Below are 17,653 nucleotides of genomic sequence, written 5' to 3' on the forward strand. Positions count from 1 at the left end.
AGTTGCGCCGCCTTTCCAACCGGAGCGGCGCATATCGTCGGATCGAGGGCACTATGGCATCGCGTCAATCGGCATCATCCAAAGCATCTAGCGCCCACACTCAAGCTCCCTGGCAGGGCTTGTCGGACCCTAAGCAGTGGGCAGAGCAGTTCAAGCAATGGCAAGCCTTTGCGGGCGCCTTCGCTCAACCCGGCGCCGCGGCATCGGGTCTTGGTCAGTTCAACGGTGCCGCGATGGGCGAAGGGGAGGCTCCCTTCGCGCTGATCCCGCACGAGCGGCTGGCCGAAATTCAGCAGAAATATCTCGAAGAATGGCTCCAGATCTGGCGCCACATGAGCACTGGCGAAAGCGCCGAGGCCGTGGCCCCGTCGGATCGTCGCTTCTCGAACGATGCGTGGCGCAAGAGCCCGCTCTATGGCTATGCAGCAGCGTTCTACGTGCTCAACGCTCGCACGCTGATGGAAATGGCCGACGCCGTGCAGGCGGACGCCAAAACTCGCGAGCGCGTGCGTTTTGCCGTGTCGCAATGGACGGCCGCCATGTCGCCGTCTAACTTTCTTGCGACCAACCCCGAGGCGCAGAAGCAGCTGATTGAGTCGCGTGGCGAATCCCTGCGCACCGGCATCCTGAACATGCTGCAGGACATGGAGCGTGGCAAGATATCGCAGACGGACGAAACGGCGTTCGAGATCGGCCGCAATGTCGCCAACAGCGAAGGCGCCGTCGTCTTCGAGAACGACTACTTCCAGCTCATTCAGTACAAGCCGCTGACGGCCAAGGTGTATGCGCGCCCTCTGCTGCTGGTGCCGCCTTGCATCAACAAGTACTACATCCTCGATCTGCAGCCGGCCAATTCGCTCGTGCGCTATGCGGTGGAGCAGGGTAATACCGTGTTCCTGGTGTCGTGGCGCAATCCGGACGCGAGCATGGCCTCCCGCACGTGGGACGACTACATCGAAGGCGGCGCGATCGAGGCGATTCGCGTTGCACGCGAGATCTCCGCGCAGGATCAGATCAACGTGCTGGGCTTTTGCGTAGGCGGCACGATCCTGTCGACTGCCCTGGCGGTGCTGGCCGAGCGCGGTGAACATCCGGCCGCGAGCCTGACGCTGCTGACCACGCTGCTCGACTTCACGGACACCGGCATTCTCGACGTGTTCGTCGATCAGGCCCAGGTGGAAATGCGCGAGAAGACCATCGGCACCAACGCGCCGACCGGCCCGGGCCTGCTGCGTGGCGTGGAGCTGGCAAACACATTCTCGTTCCTGCGCCCGAACGATCTGGTCTGGAACTACGTTGTCGAGAACTACCTGAAGGGCAAGACGCCCGCGCCGTTCGACCTGCTGTACTGGAACGGCGATTCCACCAACCTGCCGGGCCCCTGGTACTGTTGGTATCTGCGCCATACGTATCTGCAGAACGATCTCAAAACGCCGGGCAAGCTGAAGGTGAACGGCACGCCGGTGGATCTCGGCAAGATCGACGTGCCGGTTTACATCTACGGTTCCCGTGAAGACCACATCGTCCCGTGGAAGTCGGCTTATGGCTCTGTGCCGCTGCTCAAGGGCAAGCGGCGTTTCGTGTTGGGCGCCTCCGGACATATCGCAGGTGTAATCAACCCGCCCTCGGCCAACAAGCGCTCGCACTGGATCAACGCCAAGCTGCCCGAGACCGCCGATGCATGGTTCGAGGGCGCCAAGGAACATCCGGGCAGCTGGTGGCCGGATTGGTCACTGTGGCTGGCGTCGCATGCAGGCGCGCAGAAGTCTGCACCCAAGGGCTACGGCAATGCGGACTACCCGGCCATCGAGCCGGCACCTGGCCGCTACGTCAAACAGAAAGCGTAAGATCGCGCGCATGACCCCCCGTTGCCGTCGCGGCTTCGGCCGCTGACGGTGTCCGACGACCCTCTCTTTCGAAAGTGGAAGGTAAGCAAATGACCGATGTTGTGATCGTATCGGCGGTACGCACCGCCGTGGGCAAGTTTGGTGGTTCGCTGGCGAAGATCGCTGCGCCTGACCTCGGCGCGGCCGTTATCCGCGAAGCGCTGGCGCGCGCCAAGGTGGCACCGGACCAGGTGAGCGAAGTCATCATGGGCCAGGTGCTGACGGCGGGCTCGGGCCAGAACCCGGCACGCCAGTCCGTCATCAAGGCTGGGCTGCCGAACATGGTGCCTGGCCTGACCATCAACAAGGTGTGCGGCTCGGGCCTGAAGGCCGTGATGCTGGCTGCCAACGCCATCATTGCGGGCGATGCCGAGATCGTCGTGGCCGGCGGCCAGGAAAACATGTCCGCTGCGCCGCACGTCCTGCCGGGCTCGCGCGACGGTTTCCGCATGGGCGATGCCAAGCTCATCGATTCGATGATTGTGGACGGGCTGTGGGACGTCTACAACCAGTACCACATGGGCATCACGGCTGAGAACGTCGCCAAGGAGTACGGCATCACGCGAGAGGCGCAGGACGAGTTTGCCGTGGCTTCGCAGAACAAGGCCGAAGCTGCGCAGAAGTCGGGCCGCTTCAATGACGAAATCGTTCCGATCCTGATCCCGCAGCGCAAGGGCGACCCGATCGCCTTCGCGCAGGACGAGTTTGTTCGCCATGGCGCTACGCTCGAATCGATGGCTGGCCTGAAGCCCGCCTTCGACAAGGCAGGCACAGTGACGGCGGCCAACGCCTCGGGCCTGAACGATGGCGCCGCCGCTGTTGTGGTGATGTCGGCCGCCAAGGCCAAGGCGCTGGGTCTGACGCCGCTGGCCACGATCCGCTCTTACGCGAGCGCAGGCCTGGACCCGAAGGTCATGGGCATGGGTCCGGTACCGGCGTCGCAGCGCTGCCTGTCGCGCGCCGGCTGGTCGGTGGGTGACCTGGACCTGATGGAGATCAACGAGGCGTTTGCCGCTCAGGCGCTGGCAGTGCATCAGCAGATGGGCTGGGATACGTCCAAGATCAACGTCAATGGCGGGGCGATTGCGATCGGTCACCCGATCGGCGCGTCGGGCTGCCGCATCCTTGTCACGCTGCTGCACGAAATGCAGAAGCGCGATGCGAAGAAGGGCCTGGCCTCGCTGTGTATCGGTGGCGGCATGGGCGTGGCGCTGGCGGTTGAGCGTCCGTAAGCTTTTTGCAGTGGGATTGGGCGTGATGTGGAACGAAAGCCGCACACGCCAATCCGAGACACCTGAGCATCTGCTGCCCGGCAAGAGGCCGGGCGGTTCTAACAACAAGGACTAGGAGTGGACATGACCAAACGCATCGCATACGTCACCGGTGGCATGGGCGGTATCGGAACGGCGATTTGCCAGCGCTTGGCGCGCGACGGTTTCACCGTTGTCGCAGGCTGCGGCCCGAACTCGCCGCGCAAGGCGAAATGGCTCGAACAACAAAAGGCGCTTGGTTTCGATTTCGTGCCGTCCGAGGGCAATGTCGGTGATTGGGAGTCGACCAAAGCCGCGTTCGACAAGGTCAAGGCGGAAGTGGGCGAGGTGGATGTCCTGATCAACAACGCCGGCATCACGCGCGACGTGGTGTTCCGCAAGATGACCCGCGCCGATTGGGATGCGGTGATCGACACCAACCTGACTTCGCTGTTCAACGTGACCAAGCAGGTCATCGACGGGATGGCGGATCGTGGCTGGGGCCGTATCGTCAACATCTCGTCGGTGAACGGCCAGAAGGGGCAGTTTGGCCAAACCAACTACTCGACGGCCAAGGCTGGCTTGCATGGCTTCACGATGGCGCTGGCGCAGGAAGTAGCCACCAAGGGCGTGACGGTCAACACGGTATCGCCCGGCTACATCGCCACCGACATGGTGAAAGCGATTCGTCAGGATGTGCTCGACAAGATCGTCGGCACGATCCCGGTCAAGCGCTTGGGCGAGCCGAACGAGATTGCCTCGATCTGCGCATGGCTGGCATCGGAAGAATCTGGCTTCGCCACCGGCGCGGACTTCTCCCTCAACGGCGGCCTGCACATGGGCTGACGCCCCCACGCCCATGCTGCGGCGATGCTGCAGCATGGGTGCAGCAATTTCCCCCTTGATTTGCCTGCGTGCTGCGATGCTCGATTGCATCGCAGCAGGCTTTTCGCGTGCTCTCCGGGCAATTGCGCGAGTGCGTGAGTCGCATCAAAATGCTGCGGGTTTTTACCGGGGGAGGTCGCCTTTTCTTTGCAGGGCGATCCGCATAGAATCCAACCACGGAGGCGCTCCGCAGGGAGACACGGGGCGTCCGATCATAACCGGATGCATCTGCGCTGCTCTTGAATGCAGCATTCGCGCGCAGATCGGAACAGCCGGGCAACCGCGTATTTTGCTGCATTGCTCGATGCAGTCATTTCGCACTGCATCGGCTGCACCGCAGCAGCATCGCCAACACGGAAAGGCACGATGGCCACCAGCAAGAAGGGCACCGAACGGCTGATCAAGAAATATCCCAACCGCCGGCTCTACGATACCCAGACCAGCACGTACATCACACTGGCGGACGTCAAGCAGCTTGTGATGGAAACCGAGGAGTTTCGCGTCGTCGATGCGAAGTCCGGTGAAGACCTGACCCGCAGTATCCTGCTGCAGATCATCCTGGAAGAGGAAACCGGCGGCGTGCCGATGTTCTCCGGCGCGATGCTCGCTCAGATCATCCGTTTCTATGGCAACGCCATGCAGGGCATGATGGGCACGTACCTGGAAAAGAACATCCAGGCGTTTGTCGACATCCAAAGCAAGCTGGCCGAAAACTCGAAGGATCTGTACAGCGGCAACACCTTCAACCCTGACATGTGGTCGCAGTTCATGAACATGCAGGGGCCGATGATGCAAGGCATGATGAGCAACTACATCGAGCAGAGCAAAAACCTGTTCGTGCAGATGCAGGAGCAGATGCAGAGCCAGGCCAAGAACATGTTCGGGACATTCCCGTTCAACCAGCCGCCCGAAAAGAAGTAAGTTCGGCGGGCTGGCAAAACGAGGCGAATCGCGTGGCGGTTCGCCTTTTTTGTTGGGCACGCGCAGGTGAGGGCGGCAAGGTAAAATGCGGGTCCTTCAGGTGAGGTGAACGCCTCTCCAACGATCACGATTCCCGCTTCGGTCTCCCATGTTTGATGTCCGCCCCCGGCCTGCGCGCCGGCTGTCTTCCGTTTTCGCATGAGCCGCCTTTTGCTTGCCCCGATGGAAGGGGTTGCGGATTACGTCATGCGCGACGTGCTGACTCAAGCAGGCGGCTACGACGGGTGCGTCTCCGAGTTTGTCCGGGTGACGGGTTCATTGCTGCCCGCGCGCACCTACGAACGTGAGACGCCCGAGATCCGTAACGGCGGCTATACCGCCAGCGGCACGCCGATGACCATCCAGCTTCTCGGCAGCGATCCGGAATGGCTGGCCCGCAATGCGGCGTACGCGGCGACCCTGACGCCGCATGGCATCGACCTCAACTTCGGCTGCCCGGCCAAGGTGGTGAACCGCCACGGCGGCGGCGCCATGCTGCTTGCCACGCCAGAAGTGCTGCACGACATCGTGCACGCCGTGCGGGCCGCGGTGCCGGCCAACATTTCGGTGACGGCCAAGATGCGGCTCGGCGTTTCAGATACGTCCCGAGCGATTGATTGTGCGACGGCACTGGCGGAAGGCGGGGCCGAATCGCTCGTCGTGCACGCCCGCACGCGGGACCACGGCTACCGCCCCCCCGCCCATTGGGACTGGATTGCACGTATCGCCGACGCCGTCAGCATCCCCGTGACCGCCAATGGCGAAGTCTGGAGCGTGGCCGATTGGGAGCGCTGCCGCGCCGTCAGCGGCTGTCATGACGTGATGATCGGGCGTGGCGCCGTGTCCGACCCATTCCTGGCCCAGCGCATTCGCGGGCAGATGGAGCAAGCGCCGTCTGCGGCGGAATGGCCGATCGTGCTGGGCTATCTCGCCGATTATCTGAAGAAGCTGCACGCGCGCATCTCGGCCAAGCATGAGCATGGCCGCGTCAAACTGTGGCTCAGTTATCTGAAACGGACGTGGCCGCAGGCCGCAGAGCTGCACGACGCGATCCGCAGGCTGCAGGATGCGCTGGAAATCGAGCGCGTGATTGAACAGATGCAGCTTCGGCTTGGCCGCCCAGGCGCTGCGAACGGTTAAAATACGCAACCGCGCGGTGCACCCCGTGTGCACAGTGCACATCCTCTCCCACATCAGGTTGTTCCCATGTCCGACGTCAGTACCCAGAGCCCCAAGGTGGGGTTCGTCAGTCTCGGTTGTCCCAAGGCCTTGGTCGATTCCGAGCAGATCATCACCCAACTGCGCGCGGAGGGGTATGAGATCTCCGGCACGTACGGCGGGGCGGACCTGGTGGTCGTCAACACCTGCGGCTTCATCGACGAGGCTGTGCAGGAAAGCCTGGATGCGATTGGCGAAGCGCTGGCCGAGAACGGCAAGGTGATCGTGACCGGCTGCCTGGGTGCCAAGAAGGACGCCGCGGGCCAGGACATCATCACCAGCGTGCACCCGAAGGTGCTGGCAGTGACGGGCCCCCACGCGCTGGGCGAGGTGATGGAAGCCGTGCACACGCACCTGCCCAAGCCGCACGACCCGTTCGTCGACCTGGTGCCGCCGCAGGGCATCAAGCTCACGCCAAAGCACTACGCGTATCTGAAGATTTCTGAAGGCTGCAACCACCGTTGCAGCTTCTGCATCATCCCGTCGATGCGCGGTGATCTTGTCTCGCGCCCGGTGGCCGAAGTGATGCTGGAGGCGGAAAACCTGCTGAAGGCCGGCGTCAAGGAGCTGCTCGTCATCTCGCAGGACACCAGCGCTTATGGCGTCGATGTCAAATTCCGCATGGGCTTCTGGAACGGCCGCCCGCTGAAGACGCGCATGACCGAGCTGGTCGGTGCGCTTGGCGAGTTGGCGTCGCAATACGGCGCCTGGGTGCGCTTGCATTACGTCTACCCGTACCCGAGCGTGGATGAGGTGATGCCGCTGATGGCCGAAGGCAAAGTCCTTCCGTATCTGGACGTGCCGCTGCAGCACGCCCACCCCGACGTGCTCAAGCGCATGAAGCGCCCCGCCAATGCCGAGAAGACGTTGGACCGCATCCGCGCCTGGCGCGAGGTGTGCCCGGAGCTGACCATCCGCAGCACCTTCATCGCGGGCTTCCCGGGTGAAACGGAAGAAGAGTTCCAAACGCTGCTCGACTTCATCGCCGAAGCGGAACTCGATCGCGTGGGTTGCTTCGCGTATTCGCCCGTGGAGGGCGCCACCGCCAACGACCTGCCGGGCGCGCTGCCCGATGAGGTGCGCGAGGAGCGCCGCGCGCGCTTCATGGAAGTTGCCGAGCGCGTGTCTGCCCGCCGTCTGCAGCGCAAGGTTGGCAAGTCGCTGCGCGTGCTCGTGGACGAAGTGAATCAGGACGGCGGCATCGGCCGTTCGTCGGCGGATGCGCCGGAGATCGACGGTCTGGTCTATATCGCGCCGCCGTCGAAGCCGTACAAGCGCTACAAGGCGGGCGATTTCGTTTCGGTCAAGATTACCGGCGCGGATGGCCATGACCTGTGGGGCGAGGTCTGATCCACTTAGGTAGTCGTACCTAAATTTTGCGAACGGTCGTGCGTTTATACTGGCCGCCATCCAATTTCGATGGCACAGGAGACAGCAATGGCACGTGAAGTGGTGGTGGTCAGCGGCGTTCGTACCGCAATCGGGACATTCGGCGGCAGCCTGAAGGATGTGGCGCCGTGCGAACTGGGCGCGCTCGTCGTGCGCGAGGCTTTGGCCCGCGCCAGCGTGAAGGGCGAGGAGGTCGGCCACGTGGTGTTTGGCCACGTGATCAACACCGAGCCACGCGACATGTATCTCTCGCGGGTGGCCGCTGTGAACGGCGGTGTCTCGGCCGAGACGCCCGCATTCAACGTCAATCGCCTGTGCGGCTCGGGTCTGCAGGCCGTGGTGAGCGCCGCGCAAACCGTGCTGTTGGGCGACGCCGATATCGCCATCGCCGGCGGCGCGGAGAGCATGAGCCGCGCTCCGTACCTGGCGCCCGCCGCCCGCTGGGGTTCGCGCATGGGCGACGCCAAGATGGTCGACATGATGCTTGGGGCGCTGCACGACCCGTTCCACACGATCCACATGGGTGTGACGGCAGAAAACGTCGCCCGCGAATTCGGCATCAGCCGCGAACAGCAAGACCAGACTGCGCTGGAATCGCACCAGCGTGCATCGCGCGCCATCCAGGCCGGCTACTTCAAAGACCAGATCGTTCCGGTGACGATCAAGTCGCGCAAGGGCGATATCCAGTTCGATACCGATGAGCACGTCCGTCACGACGCGACCATCGACGACATGACCAAGCTCAAGCCGGTCTTCACGAAAGAAAACGGCACGGTCACGGCTGGCAACGCTTCGGGCCTGAACGACGCGGGCGCGGCGCTGGTGCTGATGGAGCGTTCAGTGGCCGAAAAGCGCGGCCTCAAGCCGTTGGCACGACTGGTGTCGTACGGCCATGCAGGTGTAGACCCGAAGATCATGGGGATCGGCCCCGTGCCGGCCACGCGCAAGGCGCTGGAGCGCGCAGGCCTGTCGGTCAAGGATCTGGACGTGATCGAGGCTAACGAAGCCTTCGCGGCTCAGGCGTGTGCCGTGACGAAGGAACTCGGCCTGGACCCGGCCAAGGTCAACCCGAACGGCTCGGGTATCTCGCTGGGCCACCCGATCGGTGCAACGGGTGCGCTGATCACCGTCAAGGCGCTGCACGAGCTGCAGCGCATCGGTGGTCGCTACGCGTTGGTGACCATGTGTATTGGTGGAGGACAAGGCATTGCGGCGGTGTTCGAGCGCATCTGAACGCATTTTCTCGATTGAACGCCTGATTCGGCCAACCGGCGCGCTGCTTGCGCTGGTGCTGGCCGCAGGTCTGGCACCGGTGTCTGCGCAGACGCCGGCCGCCAACAACGGCTACGACGTGTCGACCGGCAGCACCAACGTGCAGCCGGGTGACTTGGGCCTGAACCGCGCGGTTGCCGATGGCGACAAGCGCCGCGCTCAGGCCAAAGGGGGCGACAACGGGTTCTCCGCCCAGACCGCGCCACTTCGTGTGTTGCAGCCGCAGCCCGACTACGCAAAGTACCCCGTCTATACCGGGGTGATCGGCGACATGCCGATCCACATGCGGCTTGGCCGCAAGACCGGTGAAATCGACAGCGTCCACGGCGAATACGTCGCGGGCAATGCGGCGGGCGTGCGCTTGGTGACCGGCGAATACGAAAACGGCGGCTTTCTCATGGAGGAGTCCGACGACGGTACACACGTCACCGGCACCTGGGAAGGCGCCATCGACGGCCGCGGCATTGTGCGCGGCACGTGGACGGACGTGGCCCACGACGGCCGTACGCTGCCCTTTTTGCTGCGGCCCGTCGCGGTGGTCGTGATTCCGCCGTACGATGCCGCAGCTAATAGCAATGCCGCCGTGCCCGCCGCGCCACTCGTGCCTGCGGCGCCGGGTCAGGTTGCGCCACCATCCGGCAATCCAGCGCGATCAAGTGCGCACTGGTAGGCCGCCGGAAATCGCTCATACGCCATCAAACAGGAAACCACGTGAACGACAGCAAGCTCCCGCCCATGTTTCCCGCGACCCAGGCTGTGCATCCGGAATTGCATATCCCGCCGGGCTTTGCGGCGTTCTCGCATGCCACGCATCGTGCGTCGACGGTGGTGTTCAAGAACCTCGCCGACATGCGCGCCTTCGGCAGCGGCAGCGTGGTGCACTGGCGTTACGGCCTGCACGCCACGCCGACATCCGACACGCTGTGCCAGGCGCTGGCCCAGATCGAAGGCGGCTCGCATGCGTTGCTGCTCCCGTCAGGGCTGGCGGCGATTTCGCTGGTGTATTTCGCGCTCATCAAATCTGGCGACGATGTACTGATTCCGGACAATGCCTACGGCCCGAACCGCGACCATGGCGAGTGGATGGCGCGCCAGTTCGGCATCACCGTGCGCTACTACGACCCGATGATAGGCGCCGGTATTACCGACCTGATGCGCCACAATACCAAGCTTGTGTGGCTCGAAGCGCCGGGCTCGGTGACGATGGAAGTGCCGGACTGCAAGGCCATCGCGGAGGTGGCGCGCAAGGCCGGTGCCATCACCGCCATCGACAACACCTGGAGTGGCGGCGTGTACTACCAGCCGTTCGAACACGGCATCGACATCTCCGTGCAGGCGCTGACCAAGTACCAGTCGGGTGGCAGCGATGTGCTCATGGGCGCCGCCATCACCAACGACGAAGCGCTGCACCACAAACTGCTTGCCACGCGCATGCGCATGGGCTGGGGCGTGTCGGCGGACGATTGCTATTTCGTGCTGCGTGGCCTGCCGAGCCTGCCGACGCGCTTGGCAGCACACGACGCGCACGCCCGTGAAGTGGCCGAATGGCTGGCTGACCGGCCCGAAGTCGTCCGCGTGCTGCACCCGGCGCTGCCCGATTGTCCTGGTCATGAAAACTGGAAGCGCGACTTTACCGGCGCGACCGGATTGTTCTCGATCGTGTTGCACGAGCGTTATTCGCAGGCGCAGATCGATGCCTTCATTGAGGGCCTGCGCTATTTCGCCATCGGCTTTTCGTGGGGCGGGGCGCACAGCCTGGCGCTGCCGTACAACATCCCGTCGATGCGCACGGCGACCGCTTGGCCGCCGGCCGATTGGGAGAACGCGGGCGGTTTCGTGCGGCTGTATATCGGGCTGGAAGATCCGCGTGATTTGGTTGCGGATTTGAAGCAGGCGATGGAGACGCACCTGCGGACTTAATCTTTTAAGCTTCAGTCGGCGGTGATGGCGGGGCGTGCGAGTTGATCGTGGCGCCCCGTTTTTAATGATCGTGGCTACAGTGTTTCAAGCAGACGCGCAATGGCTTCAGGCGAAGGCAACTGACCCTGTAACTCTTTCGGTAAGCGCTTGGTGATGGCGTAAGTCGCTACGCCAATCGGTTTCCTTGCGTCGCGCAAGGCGTATTCAACGATGGTGCGCTTCTTTTCCTTGCACAGGATGATGCCAATGGACGGGTTCTCGTCGTCCTGGCGGACCTGTTCGTCAAGCGCTGCAAGGTAGAACTGCATCTTGCCGATGAACTCAGGTTCGAACTTGCCGATTTTCAGTTCGATGGCCACCAGCGAGCGCAAGCGGCGGTGGAACAGCAACAGGTCGATGAAATAATCGTCGCCATCCACTTCAAGTCGGTATTGGCTACCTAGGAAGGCAAACATGCCGCCCATTGCACGCAGGAAATCTTCGATGCGGGTAATCAGTGCACGTTCCAGCTCCCGTTCGCTATGCTGGTCGCCGAGTTCGAGAAAATCGAAGGCGTATTCATCTTTTACCGCAAGCTTGGCTTGCGCGCGCAGGGCTGGCGTCAGCGCCTTGTCGAAATTGGTCTGGCCCAGAAGTGATTTTTCGTAGCTCTGATTATCGATCTGGTGGGCCAGAACATTTTTCGACCAACCGAACTTGCGGGTCATGCGCAGGTAGAACTCGCGCTCTTGAGCGTCTTTGCAGCGCTCGAGAATGAGCAGGTTATGGCTCCAACCGATTTCTCGCACCAGTGGTGCGAGTTTTGTCGCGTCGCAGTAAGTCTCGAAGAAACCTTTCATCCGCCACAGGTTGGATGCCGAAAAACCGCCCGTGCCGGGAAAACTTGCCTGCAGGTCTGTGGCCAACTGCTGCACGACAGCTTTGCCCCAACCCTCGGTTTGCTGTCGGGCCACGATCCGTTGTCCGATGTCCCAATACAGCCCTACCAGCTCTTTGTTGACCGCTCGTAGGGCCGCGTATTGCGCAGCCTGAATGCGCGTCCGGATTTCGGTTAGCAGGGCTGCATAATCGTGCGCGTCCACCGTTTCTCGCACCACCGGTGCGAGTTTCCTGCGGGCAGGTTGGCGGGTCGCCATCGCCGCTTACTGCTGCGGGAACAGATTCAACAACCCATCCAGGCCGACAACGTTGAACGCCACGTCGGCTTGGGCCTGCACGATGGGCTTGGCGCGGAACGCTACCGACAGGCCGGCCACGCCCATCATCTTCAGATCGTTCGACCCGTCGCCCATGGCGATGGCGTTGTGCGGCGACACGCCCAGATCTTGGCAGAACGCTTTGAGTGTCTGCGCCTTCACATCCGCATTGACGATCTCACCGAGCACGCGGCCGGTCAGCTTGCCGTCGACGATCTCCAGTGTGTTGGCTCGCGTGCGGTCCAGGCCCAGGCGCTCCTGCAGGCGCGAGGTGAAGAATTCGAAGCCGCCTGACACCAGCAGCGTTCGGATGCCCAGCGCTTGCACGGCCTTGAGCATCTTTTCGGCACCCAGGGAGAGCTGCAGGCGCTCGGAGTAGACGCGCTCCAGCACGCTCGCATCCAAGCCCTTGAGCAGTTCGACGCGGCGGGTCAGGCTCTCGTTGAAATCCTTGATCTCGCCGCGCATCGACGCTTCGGTAATGGCCGCCACTTGCGGCTTGAGCCCGCAGAAATCCGCAATCTCGTCGATGCACTCGATGGTGATGAGCGTGGAATCCATGTCCATCGCCAGCACACGGAAGTCGCCGAACGTCCATTCGTCGGGAATCCACGCGTAGTCCATCTTCAGGTTGGCGCAGATGGCATCCAGCTGCACGCGCAACTCGCTGGGCAGTTCGTGCACCCATTCGATGGCGGCGACGTTGGGCGCGCGCATCTCGTAGGTGGCGCTGCCGAACAGGCTGCGGACGGATTCAATGTCGCCGGTAGACAGCGGCGACGGGCTTTGCAGGATGACGGGCATGGAGTGACAGGAGCGGGGAGCAGGCAGTTCGGCGCCGGGGAAGCCCGCTATTGTAGCGAACGCCCCCGGCGGAATGCGCCCCACCAAAAGGTGAGGCGTTGCTGTGTAAGCATTAGGCGGACGCGGTTTCGACCATCAGGCTGCGCGCCACCTTGGCGAGGAAGCGGTCGCACGCGTCGAGCTGCGCGAGTTCGACGAATTCGTTGGCCTTGTGCGCTTGTTCGATGTCGCCTGGGCCGCACAGCACGGCCGGAATGCCGGCGCGCTGGAAGAGCCCGGCTTCCGTGCCGTATGCGACCTTGCGTTTGTCGTTGTCTTCGGTCAGCACGCGCACAAGCTGCGTGATGGCGGCTTGCTCGGATGCGTCCAGCGACGGCGCGGCGGCAATCTCGTCGAGTTCGATGCGGGCGTCCGGGTGCTCGCGCTGCATGGCGGGCTCGATCGTTTCGCGCACGTAGTGCTCGACGCGCGCGCGGATGGCCGGCGCATCCACGCCAGGCAGGTTGCGGAACTCAAACACCAGCTCGCAGAGCGCAGGGATCGTGTTCAGCGCGATGCCGCCGTGGATGAGGCCCGTCGATGCCGTGGTGAACGGCACGTCAAACGCGTCATCAAACGGGCCCTTGGCGCGGAATTCATCGGCCAGGTCGCGCACGAAGCAGATGATGCGCGCGGCGTATTCGATGGCGTTGACACCCTGCGGCGTGAGCGACGAATGCGCGGCGCGGCCATGCACGCGGCAGCGGTACGCATTGATGCCCTTGTGGGCGATGATCGGGCGCATGGAGGTGGGCTCGCCGACGATGCAGCCGGCGGGCTTGATGCCGCGCGCGATCAAGTCTTCGATCATGCGCGGGGCGCCCACGCAGCCGACTTCCTCGTCGTAGGACAGCGCAAGGTGCACGGGCTCGCGCAGCCGCGCCTGCAGCAGCGACGGCACCAGCGCCAGCGACGAGGCAATAAACCCCTTCATGTCGCAGGTGCCGCGTCCGTAGAGCTTGCCGTCGCGCACTTCCGGCACGAACGGGTTGCTGTCCCATTTCTGGCCATCCACCGGCACCACATCGGTATGGCCCGACAGCACGATGCCGCCTTGCACGCTGCCGTCCGCTGCCGGAATGGTGGCGAACAGATTGGCTTTGTTGCCATCGTCGTTGTGCGACAGGTGCGATTCGAGGCCGAGGCCGCGCAGGTAGTCGCGCACGGTTTCGATCAGCGCCAGGTTGGAGCCGCGGCTGGTGGTGTCGAAGCTGACAAGCTTGTTCGTCCAATCGAGGGTGGAAAACGGGGTGAGGGCGGTGCTCATGATGGTTTCCTTGTTCTGATCGGCTGATCCTACTGGATCACGTCAATTGACGCATGGCGTGGCGAATGGTCTGCGCCAGCGCGGCGAATTCGCCCGGAATGTTTTCGATACGCAGACGATCTTGCCCCGCCAGCTTGATCTGTCGGTTCTTCTGCACGAGATCGATGATCTTGATCGCGTCCACAGGCGGGTTCGGTACGAACTGCAGCGTGACGGCGTTCGCGCCCGTGTCGATCTTGCGGATGCCCAGCGGCGCAGCGGCAATGCGCAGCCGGTGCGTTTCGATGAGGGATTGCGCTTGCGGTGGCAGCTTGCCGAAACGGTCGATCAGTTCTTCCTGGATGTTGTCGATGGTCTCGCCGCTTTCGCAGTTGGCCAGGCGCTTGTACAGCGACAGGCGTTCCTGCACATCGCCGCAATAGTCTTGCGGCAGCAGGGCCGGGGTGCCGAGGTTGATCTCGGTCGTGGCCGCGAGCGGCGCCATCAGATCGGGTTCCTTGCCGGCCTTGAGCGACTTCACCGCCTGGTTGAGCATGTCGGTGTAGAGCTGGAAACCGATCTCGGAAATTTCGCCCGATTGCTTGTCGCCCAGCACCTCGCCGGCACCGCGGATTTCCAGATCGTGCATCGCCAGGTAGAAGCCCGCACCCAGTTCTTCCATCTGCTGAATGGCTTCAAGGCGGCGTTGCGCCTGCTTGGTCAGGCCGTCCACGTCGTGCACCAGCAAGTACGCGTACGCCTGGTGGTGCGAGCGTCCGACGCGGCCGCGCAACTGGTGCAACTGCGCCAGGCCGAACTTGTCGGCGCGGTGGATCAGGATCGTGTTGGCGGTCGGCACGTCAATGCCGGTTTCGATGATCGTCGTGCACAGCAGGATGTTGGCGCGCTGGGCCACGAAATCGCGCATCACGCGTTCCAGTTCGCGCTCGTGCATCTGGCCGTGGGCAACCACCACGCGGGCCTCCGGAATCAGCTCTTCGAGCTTGGCGCGCTTGTTCTCGATGGTTTCGACCTCGTTGTGCAGGAAGTAGACCTGGCCGCCGCGTTTCAGCTCACGCAGGATGGCCTCGCGCAGCACGCCGTCTTCTTCGCGGCGCAGGAAGGTCTTGATGGCCAGCCGCTTCTGCGGTGCAGTGGCAATCACCGAGAAATCGCGCAAGCCTTCCAGGGCCATACCCAGCGTGCGCGGGATCGGCGTGGCCGTGAGCGTGAGCACGTCCACTTCGGCGCGCAGCGTTTTGAGTGATTCTTTCTGACGCACGCCAAAGCGGTGTTCCTCGTCGATGATGACGAGGCCCAGCCGGTTGAACTTCACATCCGGCGAGAGCAGCTTGTGCGTGCCGATCACGATGTCGATGGTGCCGGCGTTGATGGCCTCGATCGCGCCATCGATCTCCTTCTTGTTCTTGAAACGCGAGATCTCGGCAATGCGCACCGGCCAGTCGGCAAAGCGGTCGACCAGCGTCTGGTAGTGCTGTTCGGCCAGCAGCGTGGTCGGCGCCAGGATGGCAACCTGCTTGCCACCCATCACCGCAACAAACGCGGCACGCAGCGCGACTTCCGTCTTGCCGAAGCCGACGTCGCCGCAGACGAGGCGGTCCATCGGCTTGCCCGACGTCATGTCGGCGATCACGGCGGCGATGGCGGCGGCTTGATCGGGCGTTTCGTCAAAGCCGAAGCTCTCGGCGAATGTGGCGTAGTCCTCAGGCGTGAGCGGGAAGGCGAAGCCCTGGCGCAACGCGCGTCGCGCGTACAGGTTCAGCAGTTCGGCGGCGGTATCGCGAATCTGCTGGGCCGCCTTGCGCTTGGCCTTTTCCCATTGACCCGAGCCGAGCGAATGCAGCGGCGCGGTTTCCGGATCGGCGCCCGAGTAGCGCGAGATCACGTGCAACTGATGCACCGGCACGTAAAGCTTGCTGCCCTTGTCGTAGTCGAGGTGCAGGAATTCTTCCTCGCCGTTGCCCATGTCGATGGACACCAGCCCCTGATAGCGTCCAATGCCGTGCTCGCTGTGCACCACCGGGTCGCCGATCTTCAGCTCGGCCAGATCGCGCACCATCGAATCGACGGCAGTGGCCTGCTCCTGCTTGCGGCGACCGGCGCGGCGAACGGTTTGTGCGTACAGCTCGGTCTCGGTGATGAGCGCGATGCGTTCGTCGCCGAGGATGAAGCCCTGGTACAGCGGTGCCACGCCGAGCACGAACTTGGCATCGCCGCTCATCAGGTCGGCGAAGTCCGCCACGCCTTCGGGGTGCAGACCGCTGGCGGCAAGCATTTGCGCGAGCGTTTCACGGCGGCCTGCGGATTCGGCGCAGATCATCACACGGCAATTGCTGCGCATCAGGAACGATTCGAGATTGACCAGGGGGTCTTCCGCGCGGCGGTTGACAGCAACGTTTGGCAACGGCAACGAAAGCGGTGCATCGCCCGGCTCGGTGCGCAACACCAGACGTGCGTGCGGCTTGGCCGCCACGAAGAACGCCTCTTCATCCAGGTACAACGCAGACGGCTGCAGCAGCGGCCGCTCGCGGTCATGGCGCATGAAGTTGTAGCGCTGCGTGGTGTCGGCCCAGAAGCGGCGTACCGCACCTTCGATGTCGCCGACGAAGGCAAGATGCGTGGCGCCCGGCAGGTAGTCAAACAGCGTCGCGGTCTCTTCGAAGAACAGCGGCAGGTAATACTCGATGCCGGCGCTGGGCACGCCGTTGCCGATGTCTTTGTAGATCGGCGAGCGCGTCGGGTCACCCTCGAACACCTCACGCCAGCGGCCGCGGAAGGCAGTGCGCGAGGCCTCGTCCATCGGGAACTCGCGGCCCGGCAGCAGGCGGACTTCGTTCACCGGGTAGAGGCTACGCTGCGTGTCGGGGTCGAACGAGCGGATGGTCTCGATTTCGTCGCCAAACAGGTCGAGCCGATAGGGCAGCGGTGAGCCCATCGGGAACAAGTCGATCAGGCCGCCGCGCACGGAGTATTCGCCCGGGCGCATCACGGCGCTGACGTGCTCGTACCCGGCCAGCGTGAACTGCGCTTTCAGCGCAGCCTCGTCCAGCTTCTCGCCCTTCTTGAAAAAGAACGTATAGGCGGCCAGGAACGATGGCGGCGCCACGCGTTGCAGCGCCGTGGATGCCGGCACGAGCACGATGTCGCACGCACCGTTCTGCAGATCATGCAGGGTCGCCAGCCGCTCGGAGATCAAATCCTGGTGCGGCGAGAAATTGTCGTACGGCAGCGTCTCCCAGTCCGGCAGCAGCTTCACGCGCGCCTGCGGGGCAAACCAACGTAGCTCCTCCGCCAAGCGCTGGGCATCGACGGCATTGGCGCAGACCACCGCCAGCATCGGCACGGCGGCGCGATGCTGCTCCAGGTAGCGCGCAAGCAACAGGGCATCTGCCGCGCCCTGGAGGCCGCTGAAGACGAAGCGCGAGCCCGGTTTGACGGCGGGCAGGGCAGAGAGCGAAAAATCGGACATGAGGCGTCAGGTTCTGTGGGCACGACTGCAAGACAAAGCACGACACCCCGCCGGCATGTGCAGGCGGGGTGTCGTGACGCAGACCGCTATTATAAAAT

The 17,653-nt window shown here is 63.4% G+C and carries 13 protein-coding genes; 9 read left to right on the top strand and 4 right to left on the bottom strand.

Features of this window, described 5'->3' with window-relative positions; genetic code table 11:
• The first annotated feature begins 53 nt into the window (after positions 1-53).
• The 9 genes from phaC to R2N16_RS20310 all read left to right on the top strand — a co-directional run bounded on the left by phaC (position 54) and on the right by R2N16_RS20310 (position 10,780).
• A complete protein-coding gene (gene phaC, locus R2N16_RS20270) occupies positions 54-1,847 on the top strand; it encodes a class I poly(R)-hydroxyalkanoic acid synthase (protein ID WP_316667952.1) in 1,794 nt (597 codons plus the stop codon).
• A gap of 89 nt (positions 1,848-1,936) precedes the next feature.
• Positions 1,937-3,118 (top strand): acetyl-CoA C-acetyltransferase, encoded by a 1,182-nt coding sequence (locus tag R2N16_RS20275; protein WP_316667954.1) that lies wholly within the window; start codon positions 1,937-1,939, stop codon positions 3,116-3,118.
• A gap of 123 nt (positions 3,119-3,241) precedes the next feature.
• Positions 3,242-3,982 (top strand): 3-ketoacyl-ACP reductase, encoded by a 741-nt coding sequence (locus tag R2N16_RS20280; RefSeq protein WP_316667956.1) that lies wholly within the window; start codon positions 3,242-3,244, stop codon positions 3,980-3,982.
• Positions 3,983-4,387: 405 nt separating this feature from the next.
• Complete coding sequence (gene phaR, locus R2N16_RS20285) at positions 4,388-4,942, top strand: polyhydroxyalkanoate synthesis repressor PhaR (RefSeq protein WP_004627096.1); 555 nt, start codon at positions 4,388-4,390, stop codon at positions 4,940-4,942.
• A 198-nt stretch (positions 4,943-5,140) separates the two neighbouring features.
• Positions 5,141-6,121: a tRNA dihydrouridine synthase gene (locus tag R2N16_RS20290; RefSeq protein WP_316667958.1), complete on the top strand. Its 981-nt coding sequence runs from the start codon at positions 5,141-5,143 to the stop codon at positions 6,119-6,121.
• Between the two features lie 66 nt (positions 6,122-6,187).
• Positions 6,188-7,549 carry a 30S ribosomal protein S12 methylthiotransferase RimO gene (gene rimO / locus R2N16_RS20295; protein ID WP_316667960.1) on the top strand — a complete coding sequence of 454 codons (1,362 nt, stop codon included), beginning with the start codon at positions 6,188-6,190 and terminating at the stop codon, positions 7,547-7,549.
• An 87-nt stretch (positions 7,550-7,636) separates the two neighbouring features.
• Complete coding sequence (bktB, locus tag R2N16_RS20300; protein WP_316667962.1) at positions 7,637-8,821, top strand: beta-ketothiolase BktB; 1,185 nt, start codon at positions 7,637-7,639, stop codon at positions 8,819-8,821.
• A complete protein-coding gene (locus R2N16_RS20305; protein WP_316667964.1) occupies positions 8,796-9,530 on the top strand; it encodes a hypothetical protein in 735 nt (244 codons plus the stop codon). The genes bktB and R2N16_RS20305 overlap by 26 nt, the downstream gene beginning before the upstream one ends.
• Positions 9,531-9,595: 65 nt before the next feature.
• Complete coding sequence (locus tag R2N16_RS20310) at positions 9,596-10,780, top strand: cystathionine beta-lyase (RefSeq protein WP_316668012.1); 1,185 nt, start codon at positions 9,596-9,598, stop codon at positions 10,778-10,780.
• Positions 10,781-10,854: 74 nt separating this feature from the next.
• Here R2N16_RS20310 and R2N16_RS20315 read toward each other — a convergent pair whose 3' ends face one another.
• From R2N16_RS20315 to mfd, 4 genes are all read right to left on the bottom strand, one after another.
• Positions 10,855-11,916: a PDDEXK nuclease domain-containing protein gene (locus R2N16_RS20315; protein ID WP_316667966.1), complete on the bottom strand. Its 1,062-nt coding sequence runs from the start codon at positions 11,914-11,916 to the stop codon at positions 10,855-10,857.
• A gap of 6 nt (positions 11,917-11,922) precedes the next feature.
• Positions 11,923-12,780, bottom strand: a complete 858-nt coding sequence (gene serB / locus R2N16_RS20320; RefSeq protein ID WP_316667968.1) for a phosphoserine phosphatase SerB — start codon at positions 12,778-12,780, stop codon at positions 11,923-11,925.
• 112 nt (positions 12,781-12,892) lie between these two features.
• On the bottom strand, positions 12,893-14,086 hold the full coding sequence (gene argE, locus R2N16_RS20325; RefSeq protein WP_316667970.1) for an acetylornithine deacetylase: 1,194 nt from the start codon (positions 14,084-14,086) through the stop codon (positions 12,893-12,895).
• Positions 14,087-14,123: 37 nt separating this feature from the next.
• A complete protein-coding gene (gene mfd, locus R2N16_RS20330; RefSeq protein ID WP_316667972.1) occupies positions 14,124-17,555 on the bottom strand; it encodes a transcription-repair coupling factor in 3,432 nt (1,143 codons plus the stop codon).
• Positions 17,556-17,653: the final 98 nt, after the last annotated feature.

The sequence above is a fragment of the Ralstonia psammae genome (assembly GCF_958405935.1).
Lineage (GTDB): Bacteria > Pseudomonadota > Gammaproteobacteria > Burkholderiales > Burkholderiaceae > Ralstonia > Ralstonia psammae.